Here is a 12,599-nt window from a genome sequence, read left to right on the forward strand (position 1 = left end):
AAGCCCGTAGGCTTCGGTAATGATAATGAATTTAAAACATTAAGCAGAAAGAATATCTTTAAGATCTTGTTCTGGTGTAGTAATAGAGCGCATACCAAATTTCTCATTTAGTACCGCCAGCAGATTGTCAGTTAAGAACGCTGGTGCTGTTGGACCGGTATAAATGTTTTTCACGCCTAATGAAAGCAGTGTCAATAAGATAACAATCGCTTTTTGCTCGAACCAAGAGAGAATTAAAGACAGTGGTAAGTCATTCACACCACAACCTAATTTTTCAGCAAGGTTAACGGCTAGCATAATCGCTGAGTAAGCATCGTTACACTGACCCACATCAAGTAAGCGTGGTAAGCCTTCTAAAGTACCGAAATCTAGTTTATTGAAACGGTATTTACCACACGCCAAAGTCATAATTAAACAGTCTTGTGGAATTTCTCTTGCAAGATCGGTGTAGTAGCTACGTTCACCACGGCTACCATCACACCCCCCTACTAAGAAAACATGACGTAATTTTTTCTGTGAAACTAAATCAATCACAGTATCAGCGGCATTTAATAGTGTTTCACGACCGAAACCAACTGTAATTAAATGCTCAATTTCATTGTATGGGAAACCTTCTAATGATTGTGCTTGTTCAATCATTTCAGAGAAGTCATCACCAGTAATATGTTTTACACCCGGCCAGCCTACAATGCTGCGAGTCCAAATACGGTCACCATAATTACCAACATTAGGATCGATAATACAGTTTGAAGTCATTAATACAGGACCTGGGAATTTTGCAAACTCAATTTGCTGATTCTGCCAACCACTTCCGTAGTTACCCACTAAGTGTTTATATTTTTTAAGTTCTGGATAACCATGAGCAGGTAACATTTCACCATGAGTATAAATGTTAATCCCTTTACCTTCAGTTTGCTCAAGTAGCATTTGCAAATCTTTCAGATCATGACCTGAAATTAAAATCGCTTTACCTGCAACAGGGCGCACGTTAACAGTAACTGGTGTAGGGTTACCGTAAGCTTGAGTTTCGCCTTTATCAAGAATAGCCATAATGCGGAAGTTCATTTGACCAATGCTCATCGCATTTTCTAACAACTCATTCATATCAGCAGGATCAGTACCTAACCACGCCATATAACGGTGATATTCTGCATAAATTTCATTGTCATACTGACCTAAAACATGCGCATGCTCCATATAAGCCGCAGCTCCTTTTAAGCCATACAGGCACAGCATACGTAACCCATGAAGATCATCACCGATTTGCGCTTTATCTGCATTTAAAGCAAAAAGCTGAGCTTGTTTTTGTAAACTGTCTAAATCGTTACCCGCTAATTGGATTTCAGCTCTTGGATTAGTGACTTGAATTGCTGCATTTTTCGCTAAAGTACGAGATTTCAAACTTTCACGGAAATAGATAGCTTCTTTCGCATAACCAACAATGCGATCAGAATCAAAGTTGACGTTAGTTAACGTAGAGAAAAAAGCACGAGGAGCAAAGCTATCTACATCATGATCAATAATACCAACGCCACGCGCTGCTAAAGCCCACGCTGAAAGCCCTTCTAATACCGCAACGAGTAAATCTTGAAGATCAGAAGTTTCTGCTGTTTTACCACACATACCTTGCGCATAGGCACAACCATTACCTACAGGCGTTTTCATTGTTTGTTCACATTGCACACAATACATATCGTATTCCTTCTAATAAAAGATAACGCTTTATTTTTATAAGTTGCATTTAAGATGCAACATAAGAATACGCCATTTTTATAAGAGCGAAAGTGCAATATTGAACAATTTAAATGTTGTTTGATCTAACGCAATTTCTAGCAAACCTTTTAATATTCCTTTTTTTATCCTTTGATTTGGCTTAAGCCAAAAATCTTTTTTTTAAAAAAAGATTAATTACATGACACCGTAAGCATGTAAATGAGAAGGATTATTTAAGAATTATTGATGGTTGTTTTTTGTTTAATCATATAAAGACTGAGAGATGAAACGATTAAGTTCATCCATTTTTTGTTAACTCAGTAATATTCATTACTATTTTTTATAGTTAATATCACCTATTGCATCAATAGCTAATCAAATTATTTCAATTGATATATGTTATTAGCACGAGTATTACGAAATGAAACTACACATTTGAAAGATACTCACCCCTACATTGGAGATTAAAAATGATTAATTTAAATAATGTTCCATCAGAATTTCGCCCTCTAGAAAGCTACAAAATGTTAATTGGAGGAGAATGGGTATCTAGCACATCGCAAAAAACAACCAAAACCTATAGCCCTGCTACTGGTGAATTATTAAGTGAATACCAATCTGGTAGTGCTGAAGATGTTGAACGCGCAGTGAGCGCTGCACGTAACGCATTCAAAACATGGAGCAAAACGTCACCTGCAGAGCGTCAAGCCCTCTTATTAAAAATCGCAGATCGTTTAGAGCAAGAGCAAGAACGCTTTGCTTGGATTGAATCGCTTGATAACGGTAAGCCACTCAATGAGTCGAAAAACATAGATTTACCTGCCTCTATTGACCATTTTCGATATTTTGCAGGCGTGATACGCTCTCATACCGATGAAAGTGCCGTCCTAGACGAAAATACCATTAGCCTTGTTATTCGCGAACCTATTGGTGTTGTGGGCCAAATTATTCCATGGAACTTCCCATTATTAATGGCAGCATGGAAATTGGCACCAGCGATTGCGGCAGGTGATACCGTGGTTATTAATCCAGCAACACTGACTTCCCTTTCATTATTAGAGCTAGGTCGTATTTTAAATGAAATATTACCAGCTGGTGTGATCAATATTGTTACAGGGCGCGGATCTGTTGTAGGCCAAGCTATTTTAGAACACGAAGATATTGATAAACTTGCGTTTACAGGTTCTACCAATGTGGGTTATACCGTAGCAGAAGCCGCAGCGAAAAAAATGGTTCCAGCAACATTGGAATTAGGCGGTAAATCAGCCAATATCGTGTTCCCTGATGCAAACATGAAAAAAGCGGTCAAATATTCAGCATTAGCAATTTTGATGAACCAAGGACAAGCTTGTGAATCAGGTTCACGTTTGTTCTTACATAAAGATATTCATGATGAATTTTTGAAAGCATTAAAAACTGAATTTGAGAGTATTCGTGTCGGTGACCCACTTGATCCGAATACGCAAATGGGTACACAAGTTAGCCAAGATCAAATGGATACTATCTTAGGCTATGTTGAACTCGCTAAAAAAGAAGGTGCGACAGTATTAACAGGCGGTGAACGTATCACCGGTGAAGGTTATGATGATGGTTTCTTTGTTCGCCCTACTATCATTATCAATGCCACAAACCAAATGCGTGTTGCTCGTGAAGAAATTTTTGGACCTGTATTATGTGTTATCCCATTTGATAATGAAGATGAAGTTATCGACATGGCAAACGACTCTGAATATGGGCTAGGTGGTGGTGTTTGGACTCAAGATATTAACCGTGCCTTACGTGTTGCAAAAGCAGTAAGAACTGGTCGTATGTGGGTTAACACTTATCACGAACTCCCAGCTCACGCACCATTTGGGGGTTACAAGAAATCAGGTTTAGGACGTGAAACACATATAATGATGTTAGATGCTTATAGCCAAGTGAAAAATATCTTCATCAGTATGAAAGAATAAGATTTTCTCTCTTTTCTAAATTCTTATAAATATAATATCTATACTCATCTCTTCGCCTTCTCCCCAGAAGGCTTTTTATTATCTATAATTTCTCACACCTCAAGTTATTACCATAAAAAAACCGCATCCTTATCACTATAAAGTATGCGGTTTTATGTTGTGTTGTTAGCCAATAAGTAAGAACGAGTTACTCTGCTTCGGCTTCTTTTTTGCTCACTGAATGAGTTTCTTTATCTAATTCAATATTATCAGCGTTAACATCTTTTATATGATCTCTTGTTAAGCGATAAACAACAGGGCTTAATAACGCTAATGCGATTAAGTTAGGGATCGCCATCATTGCATTGAGTGTATCGGCTAATAACCACACAAATTCTAATGATTGTGTTGCCCCAACTGGTAACGCAATCAGCCAAGCAATACGAAATGGCATAATAGCTTTAGGTCCAAACAGGTATTGCACACATTTTTCACCGTAAAAACTCCAGCCTAAAATCGTGGTAAATGCAAAAATAGCTAATGCAATTGCCACAATATAGTTACCACCCGGAATAGCGATAGAGAATGATGCGGCGGTTAATGTTGCACCACTTTGCCCTGTTAACCATTGTCCTGTGATAACAATAGTTAATCCTGTAACAGAGCAGACAATGATGGTATCAATAAAAGTTCCCAGCATCGCAATCAAACCTTGGCGAACAGGATTTTGTGTTTTTGCCGTTGCATGGGCAATAGGTGCACTACCCAATCCCGCTTCATTTGAAAAAACACCACGCGCAACACCAAAACGGATCGCCGCCCAAACAGCTGCACCTGCAAAACCACCTTGAGCAGCAACTGGTGTAAATGCAGATTTAACAATAAGGATAATAGCATCTGGGATCGCAGTCACATTCAGTGCTAAAACAACAATACCTGCACCAAAATAGCCAACGGTCATAATAGGAACTAATTTACCGGCAACATCAGCAATACGCTTAATGCCTCCAATAAGTACAGCACCGACTAAAACAACGAGCACAATAGCGGTGATTGTCGTCGAAATGCCAAAATTACTTTCCAGTACATCAGCCACAGAGTTTGCTTGTACCGTATTACCAATACCAAAACCTGCAAAACTCCCAAAGACAGCAAAAACAGTACCTAGCCAAACCCAATTTTTACCTAAGCCATTTTTGATGTAATACATTGGCCCACCGACATAGTTTCCATATTTATCAACTTCACGGAAACGTACAGCAAGCACGGCTTCTGAATATTTGGTTGCCATTCCCACTAATGCAGTCATCCACATCCAGAACAATGCACCGGGACCACCTAAGACAACAGCCGTTGCAACACCAGCAATATTACCCGTTCCAATGGTGGCGGATAGTGCGGTCATCAACGCATTAAATGGTGATATCTGACCTTCGCCTCTTTTATCATTTTTTTCAAATAACAGCTTAAATCCTGTACCTAATTTCCTAATAGGTAAAAAGCCAAGTCGAAACTGCATAAAAAGTCCGATACCGAGAATACCGACAAGCATCGGAACTCCCCATACCACGCCATTTATAGCGCTTAATATATTAGTGATAAAATCCATAAATTACCCTTTTTCGTCCAAATGTTATCTAAATATGTATTTTTTGTTATCAATTACACTAAAGATGAAAAAGCGAAAATATGCTAGAAAAAAAAACGACTAATTTTAAAATTGACTGAGTTATGTGAGAAATATCACTTCATTATTAAATTACGCTATCATTAGGTTCATCGTTACAATACTTCAGTCAAAGTTATGCATAATCATAAATCAGCACAAAATACCCAAAATGAACGTCGTTTTAATCTGTTCAGAAAAGCGCAAGAAACCAATCTTGCACCACTAAAAATCCTACTACTATCCGCTGTGGTTGGCTCACTAGCTGGATTAGTGGGTGTTTTATTTGAAAAAAGTGTTAGTTGGGTGATTCATTTTCGACAAGAAGAACTGATTAAAACCTTTACTAATCCTTATATTCTGGCAATAAGTACTTTGCTTTTTTCCTCTATTTTAGCAATGCTGGGATATTATTTAGTCAAGAAGTTTTCACCCGAATCGGGTGGCTCTGGAATACCTGAAATTGAAGGTGCGATGATAGATATTCGCCCTGTTCGTTGGTGGCGAGTATTACCTGTAAAATTTATTGCCAGTATTGGAACTTTAGGCTCTGGTATGGTGTTAGGACGAGAAGGTCCAACGGTTCAATTAGGTGCCAATATCGGCCAGCTCGTAAATGATATTTCTCGAGTAAAAGATAAAGAGTCACGCCACACGTTATTAGCAACTGGTGCAGCCGCAGGATTAACCGCTGCTTTTAATGCACCTCTAGCGGGTATTTTATTTATTATTGAGGAGATGCGACCTCAATTTAAATACAGTCTTATTTCAATTAAAGCAGTCTTTATTGGCGTTATTATGTCTTGCATTGTTTTTCGCCTATTTAATGGTGAAGGCGGTGTTATTCATATCGGTAAATTTTCATCCGCACCACTCAACACACTCTGGCTGTATTTAGTTTTGGGTATGTTATTTGGCATTATTGGCGTTATATTCAGTAAGCTACTTTTTTATGTCCAAACCCAATTTCAGCGTTTCTATCAAGATAAAACATCACGCTTTGTTTTAACTGGTGGCATCATCGGTGGGCTTTGTGGCTTATTAGCATTAATTATTCCTGAAATAACTGGCGGTGGATTTAGTATTATTCCTGCGCTGAGTACAGGACAATATTCCCTGATTGCGCTATTACTTTTCTTTGTTTTACGAACGATCACATCTATTGTCAGTTTTGCCTCTGGTGCTCCTGGCGGTATATTTGCACCCACTCTGGCACTAGGTACTCTATTTGGCAGTGCATTCGGATTAACTGCAACCTTACTTTTCCCCGATTATCAAATTCAAATCGGTACATTTGCTATTGCAGGAATGGGTGCATTATTTGCGGCAACGGTAAGAGCACCACTAACAGGGATCGTCCTCGTATTAGAAATGACCGATAATTATCAACTTATTCTGCCTATGATCATTACCTGCTTAGGTGCAACGATGTTGGCGCAACTATTAGGTGGTCGCCCTATTTATACGGTTTTATTAGAACGCATATTACAAAAGTCTGAAGAAAAAGAACAAACAGACCAATCCCTCGACATTAAAAGCGATAAATCACCACAACAATAAAATTCGCTTAAACAAATAAAAAATACCCCAAAGTTGGTGTCCAACTTTTGGGGTGCAGTTCATTATTTGGGGTATTTAAAAAGAGATGATAGTTCTTAACTATTTTTTGCGTGCGATTAAAGTAGCAAAATTTAAGGCGATACGATTGCCATTTGCATCTGTTTTATGTAAATGTCCTGGATCCTCATTATATTTAATAATTTCCCAGTCTTTATAATAATCAGCTAACTCGTTTGGACGTAAAAAGGTTTTAAATGGAATTTCAGCTGGATCACTATTTGGCGTTTCAACAGGGCAAACAATCACATTAATACCGCTAGAGTTGGTACATTCCTGCATATTTTTAATAATACTTTCAATACGTTCCCGTTGGCAGAACATCAATACAACGGTTGAAAGAATAATATCGTATTTCTCAGTAAGTGAAGCTTTATTAATATCATATAAGCCACTTTTTACAGCCAATCCTGTTTTAGTTTTAACTGTTTCAATAGCATCAATATGTGAAGCATTAATATCTAACGCCGTCACATCATAACCTTGAGACGCTAAATAGAAGCTGTTTCGACCACGACCAGCACCTAAATCTAACACCTTGCAAGGCTGAGTAAACGTTGCCATATAGCGTACTTCAGAATGCGGTAATGATAAGTCGTTTTCTTTAAATAGCTTATCTTCTGGGGCACATAAAAAAGAGAGCTGGCAACGTACATCATCACTGGCTTTATCTATTTTATGCCACTGTTGAGGTTGAATTAAAGGTGGCTGATCCTCAGTATTACACTCAACTGAAATTTGTGAACCATCATCATTAAAAACAACAAATGTCATGTTGCCTTGCAGTACTCGCATTTGGGCATAAGTGCCTTCCTTTGTATTGTGACGTTCTAATAACGCTAAAGGAATGGATGTACGAGTCCACTCTGGCATTGTTTTATAACTTACAAGTTCCATAATTCAACCTCAATTAAGATGCATTTTAAATACATCTTATGGCAATCATTATCATTCGTAAAGAAGGTTTTATCAAAACTATGATTTTAAATATTTGTTTAAAAGCAAATCAGTCACATCTGAGGAGGAAATAGATTCACCACATAAAACTTTCATCATAATTTCTTTGCCTAATGATGCTAAAGAAAACAGCATATCAGGACGTAATCGGCTGATCTTATCCCTATTTTCATCTTGATTAATAATGGTGATCAATTTGGCATCAACATTAGAACATTCTTGGATAGTCAGCAAAATAAAGGTATTTTCTGCATCACTTTCAGATAAAGTAACAACCCAACTCGCTTTCGCAATATTGGCAGATAGCAATGTTTTAAGATTAGTTGGATCACCTTCAATAATATTGGCTTGCGCGTCATAAGAGGCTTTACTTTTATCGGTACAAATCGCAATAACAGGTTTCCCTTGTTCTCTTAACCCTTTTTCTAATTGAGAAGCTAATGCCGATGAACCAATAATAATAAAATGATTATGCATTTTAGCGATCCTTTTCTTAACAATATCGCGAGTACCGCGCGCAAGAAATCCCATGACATACACAATGGAAGTAGTAAAAACTGTTATTCCCAAGATAACAACAGTGAGAGTAAAAATACGTGCATTCGTGCTAATTGGCACAATATCGCCAAACCCTAGTGTCGTCATGCAGACAATAGAAAAATAGAACGCATCCATCAACGTTGTAATATGTGGCTTAAATTCATCACCAATATAAAGACTTCCCAACATTGAGAATAACAGCAAAGAAAAAATACAGATAAAAGCCACAAAACCAGCACTGGTTAAACTATGGTGCGGAAATGCGCGCCAACTGATTAATAACCCAATCGCTAAAATAAAAGAAAAATAAGCCTGAATGCCAATTTGCTGATAAACCGCAACATCAAGAAAAACAATGGTAACTAATAAAATCAGGGAAACACACCACGCGATCCTCGCCCCTAGATACATAAATATTGAGAGCAAGATTAACGCACAAGCCAACATCACCTTTGGTATATCGAGAAGTTTTAATAGCCCTAATGATTTAAGCCATGCAGAAAACCCGTGTATTTCCCAATCCAGATAAATACCACGAGACAGCAAAATGGAGTGAATGATAAAAATACCATTCAAGATAAGTAATAAAGACATCATTTTTCTCGTCACTTTAGATGTCTCTATTACATGTAGTATTACAGATAGTTTCATATTAGGTATTGTGAATATTCCACTAGTTATTTAAAGGGATATTATCTAATCCTTGAAATTTAAAAGGCTCTGCGGGTTTGAAATGACGGGTTGCATTAGCAGAATAGATGATTGATTGCTCCTCACCTAATGGTAATGTCATCACTTTCCCACTCTCTTTTGAAAAATCGATTTCCTTTAAATTAACCCAAAAGGTATTCGGTGATAATGCTGATTCGAAAAAATATAATTGGTTTTTATGATCAGCCACGGTTCTCCAGCGTGTGGATGAAATTTCTGGTGATTCAGCTGTACTTAATCCATAAGGTACAGATACATTTCTAATCACACCAAATACGCTAGCGAGAGATTTTTTACTCGATTGAGCTTTAGGAATGGCATTCACATAAAAAGAAGCTCGAGCAAAACGATCTGAAGCACGATTCGTCCCTGGTAACATCACGGTTCCACCGATTTGTTGCCAATAACTATTCAACGCTAATTGTTCTGAAAAAATAGGAGAATTCGTCATCACTTGATACTTTTTACTGTGATGAATCACTTGTTTACCATTTATATATTCAATAATGGCGCTATCTCCCGTTGCATCTGAAAGCGAAAGATGCAGTGTTGCCATTCTATCTTGTCCAGGAACTTTATCCGTCAATACAATAAAAGGCTCACTCTCTAATGCATTCACGGCTTCTTCAACTGAAGCAAAATTATCTAACACATACTGCGCCCAAGCTGAAATTGACAATGCGGGTTTATCTTTGGAATATGTTGGATAATCAGATTCCGCCAACCACAATAAATTAGCCACCAAGCCTTTTTCATTCATCCCATCTGTGGTTGAGATATCGTAACCTGATGCGATAACGCTACCATATTTAGATACCCACTTAATCGAATTATCGCCTGCCTCTCCTGAGCGCTGCATACCTTGCGGAAATATCCATAAATTAGTTCCTATATCATATTTCCAATCCATTGAGCGAGCCGTAATAATTTGGTTATTATCGCCTAAGTAAACAACTCGAGTGCAGGCATCCACCTCTGTAATACCCGCCATTAAAAATCCAGATACAAGTAGAGTACCTAAAAAAGTACGACATAATTTTCTCATCATTGGCTCTTTTCCTGTGAAATAAATGATTAGGTTAGGAGAATATTTTCTTCGTATTTCTCTTTTTGCTCTTCCTTAAAATAGATAAAATCGCTAATTAATTTTGATTAATTAAGTACAAAACAAGAACAATTTCCTAAGTATAAGACAATTAATCTTATTCACGCATAAAAAAACCGATGCCTTAATGCATCGGTTTATAAATCATCTAGATTGTTTTGAGTACAATAACTCAATGAAAAAGCCAGTAATTACGCTTTTTTCACACCTTCAACAGAGATAATTAATTCTGCTTCTTGTGCTTTTGGTCCTAAATCTGATTTAAAATTAAACTCTTTCAGATTAACTTTACCTGTTGCTTCAAAACCAGCACGGTAACCTTTCCAAGGATCAGTACCTTCGCCAATTAATTTTGCATTTAATGAAACAGGTTTAGTCACACCATTTAATGTTAAATTACCTGTTACTACATAGTTTTCGCCATCACGAGTAACTTGGGTTGAGACGAATCGAGCTTCAGGATATTTGCTTGCATTAAAAAAATCAGCGCTACGTAAGTGCTTATCACGTTCTGCGTGATTAGTATCTAAGCTTCCTGTTTTAATCACAACATCAACTTTGTCTTTTGATGGATCTTCTTTATCGTAACTAAATGTACCATCGAAATCTTTAAAAGTGCCGTATAACCAGCTATAGCCTAAATGTTGGATACGGAACTGTACAAATGCGTGTTGGCCTTGTTTATCAATAGCATAATCTGCTGCTAAAGCAGTACTTGCATTTAATAACAACGCACCTGCTGTTAAACCTAATAAAGCTTTCTTAAACATTGTTATCTCCATAATTTCATTTTATAAGTTTAATTATTTAGTCCGCATTCCTAGCATGCGTTTTAACGTGACATCTTTATCAATAAAGTGATGTTTTAAAGCACCAGCAGCATGTAATAGCGATAACAAAACCACTGCCCAGGCTAAATAAAGATGAATATCGCCCGCTAAATCCGCTTGTTCGGCTTCTCCTGTAAAAATGGCAGGCACAGAAAACCAATCAAATACAGATATAGCTTGTCCATCAGCGGTCGAAATTAAATAACCACTAATCAGAATAGAAAATAAGATTAAATATAAAAGCATATGTGCAATATGAGCACTAATGCGTGTCAATTTACTGTAACTTGATAAAGCTTTAGGAGGCGGAGAGATCCAACGCCATATCACACGCACGATCAAAATAATAAATAAAAGAATACCAATGCTCTTATGTATTTCAGGTGCAGAATGATACCAGCTATCATAATACCCTAGCGTCACCATCCACAGCCCTAAAGCAAACATACCATAGACAGTAAGCGCCGACCCCCAGTGTAAAAGGAGTGACAAGTGCCCATAGCGAGACGCATTATTTCGCCATTGCATAATAAAAATCCAATAGTTTCTAATTCATTAAAATAATGTTATCTAGTTTAGTGTATTGAGGATAAATTGTTAGTCCATAATTCAACAAATAATTTGCTTATCATTATCAATAATAATCAATAAGTAATAAGCTCTTATTAGTCACTCTGTTGATTATCTAATCAATGACATTGTTGGATCAGTTTTTTTCAAAATAAGATAGGTATATTGGCAGGTGTTTATATACATAACAAAAAACATAAAAATAGGAATAAAAAATAATAATCAAAAATAATATCAATACAACAATTGTCTAACTATAAAAACAATTGTATCTTTCACTTATCCTAAATTAGAACTTATTAAGCAAAATACAATAATAATTAGAGGAACCGTAAAAAAAACGGATAACCAGCGCATTTCGCGTATAACACCAAAAATAATACCAACAATACAAATAAAAAATATAACCGGCATCATTTCTGAGTAATGATCATGACAATAGTACATTAATAAATTAATCCACGAGTGATCGTTTTGCATATAAAAATTTCAACCAATGAAAATAAATTTTAATTAAGATAGTGATAAATTACTATCATTAACAAATAAAACAAGCGTCGTATTATAAATATCAATCATCGCGCACAAAGATATTAAAACACTTAACATTTCAAATAGAGATAACATTGATAATAAAAAATAATAATCTAAGCCAAATTTTCAACAAAATAAAACAAATAATGTCAAATAAAATAAAATCTTTCTAATGAAGTCAATATCATTATTAATATCACATTAGTTAATTTGAAATAATAATTTCATTTAAACTCAAATAAAGAAAATTAATTTCGCAAGGTTATAATAAAATTAATAAAGAATAAATAAAATAGAGTTTTAAACATCGAATAATTACCTTTAGGTCATTAATTTACTTGAAATTAACTCTATATTTCATTTTAATTACTATTAGCTAAAAACATTCAAATGCCACGCAAAAAACACTACAATTACAATAGTAT

9 protein-coding genes are annotated in these 12,599 nt (G+C 36.2%); 2 read left to right on the top strand and 7 right to left on the bottom strand.

Annotated elements, in window-relative coordinates:
- Window positions 1-39: 39 nt before the first annotated feature.
- Window positions 40-1,692, bottom strand: a complete 1,653-nt coding sequence (hcp, locus tag ACWPWK_RS05215) for a hydroxylamine reductase (protein ID WP_109371198.1) — start codon at window positions 1,690-1,692, stop codon at window positions 40-42.
- A 491-nt stretch (window positions 1,693-2,183) separates the two neighbouring features.
- On the opposite strand from hcp, the gene ACWPWK_RS05220 reads away from it, so the two are divergent.
- Window positions 2,184-3,665, top strand: a complete 1,482-nt coding sequence (locus ACWPWK_RS05220) for an aldehyde dehydrogenase family protein (protein ID WP_454208467.1) — start codon at window positions 2,184-2,186, stop codon at window positions 3,663-3,665.
- Window positions 3,666-3,852: 187 nt separating this feature from the next.
- Here the strand turns inward: ACWPWK_RS05220 and ACWPWK_RS05225 are convergent, their stop codons facing one another.
- Window positions 3,853-5,253: an alanine/glycine:cation symporter family protein gene (locus ACWPWK_RS05225; RefSeq protein ID WP_099074772.1), complete on the bottom strand. Its 1,401-nt coding sequence runs from the start codon at window positions 5,251-5,253 to the stop codon at window positions 3,853-3,855.
- A gap of 195 nt (window positions 5,254-5,448) precedes the next feature.
- Between ACWPWK_RS05225 and clcA the strand changes: the two genes are divergently transcribed.
- On the top strand, window positions 5,449-6,870 hold the full coding sequence (gene clcA / locus ACWPWK_RS05230; RefSeq protein ID WP_109371202.1) for a H(+)/Cl(-) exchange transporter ClcA: 1,422 nt from the start codon (window positions 5,449-5,451) through the stop codon (window positions 6,868-6,870).
- Window positions 6,871-6,969: 99 nt separating this feature from the next.
- Here the strand turns inward: clcA and tehB are convergent, their stop codons facing one another.
- The 5 genes from tehB to ACWPWK_RS05255 all read right to left on the bottom strand — a co-directional run bounded on the left by tehB (window position 6,970) and on the right by ACWPWK_RS05255 (window position 11,598).
- Window positions 6,970-7,824 (bottom strand): SAM-dependent methyltransferase TehB, encoded by an 855-nt coding sequence (gene tehB, locus ACWPWK_RS05235; RefSeq protein ID WP_109371204.1) that lies wholly within the window; start codon window positions 7,822-7,824, stop codon window positions 6,970-6,972.
- A 78-nt stretch (window positions 7,825-7,902) separates the two neighbouring features.
- Entirely contained in the window at window positions 7,903-9,018 is a 1,116-nt protein-coding gene (locus ACWPWK_RS05240) for an NAD-binding protein (RefSeq protein ID WP_244184996.1), read from the bottom strand.
- Window positions 9,019-9,097: 79 nt separating this feature from the next.
- Window positions 9,098-10,183: a linear amide C-N hydrolase gene (locus ACWPWK_RS05245; protein WP_109371208.1), complete on the bottom strand. Its 1,086-nt coding sequence runs from the start codon at window positions 10,181-10,183 to the stop codon at window positions 9,098-9,100.
- A 248-nt stretch (window positions 10,184-10,431) separates the two neighbouring features.
- Entirely contained in the window at window positions 10,432-11,010 is a 579-nt protein-coding gene (locus tag ACWPWK_RS05250; protein ID WP_109371210.1) for a YceI family protein, read from the bottom strand.
- Between the two features lie 33 nt (window positions 11,011-11,043).
- Window positions 11,044-11,598 carry a cytochrome b gene (locus ACWPWK_RS05255; protein ID WP_099074766.1) on the bottom strand — a complete coding sequence of 185 codons (555 nt, stop codon included), beginning with the start codon at window positions 11,596-11,598 and terminating at the stop codon, window positions 11,044-11,046.
- Between the last annotated feature and the right edge of the window lie 1,001 nt (window positions 11,599-12,599).

The sequence above is a fragment of the Proteus sp. Marseille-Q3619 genome, assembly GCF_965283115.1.

What these genes read in the sequence shown, in the direction of transcription:
- ACWPWK_RS05220 (WP_454208467.1), top strand. Translation starts at nt 2,184, where the DNA reads ATGATTAATTTAAATAATGTTCCATCAGAATTTCGCCCTCTAGAAAGC.
- ACWPWK_RS05255 (WP_099074766.1), bottom strand. Translation starts at nt 11,598, where the DNA reads ATGCAATGGCGAAATAATGCGTCTCGCTATGGGCACTTGTCACTCCTT.
- clcA (WP_109371202.1), top strand. Translation starts at nt 5,449, where the DNA reads ATGCATAATCATAAATCAGCACAAAATACCCAAAATGAACGTCGTTTT.
- tehB (WP_109371204.1), bottom strand. Translation starts at nt 7,824, where the DNA reads ATGGAACTTGTAAGTTATAAAACAATGCCAGAGTGGACTCGTACATCC.
- ACWPWK_RS05250 (WP_109371210.1), bottom strand. Translation starts at nt 11,010, where the DNA reads ATGTTTAAGAAAGCTTTATTAGGTTTAACAGCAGGTGCGTTGTTATTA.
- ACWPWK_RS05225 (WP_099074772.1), bottom strand. Translation starts at nt 5,253, where the DNA reads ATGGATTTTATCACTAATATATTAAGCGCTATAAATGGCGTGGTATGG.
- hcp (WP_109371198.1), bottom strand. Translation starts at nt 1,692, where the DNA reads ATGTATTGTGTGCAATGTGAACAAACAATGAAAACGCCTGTAGGTAAT.
- ACWPWK_RS05240 (WP_244184996.1), bottom strand. Translation starts at nt 9,018, where the DNA reads ATGTCTTTATTACTTATCTTGAATGGTATTTTTATCATTCACTCCATT.
- ACWPWK_RS05245 (WP_109371208.1), bottom strand. Translation starts at nt 10,183, where the DNA reads ATGATGAGAAAATTATGTCGTACTTTTTTAGGTACTCTACTTGTATCT.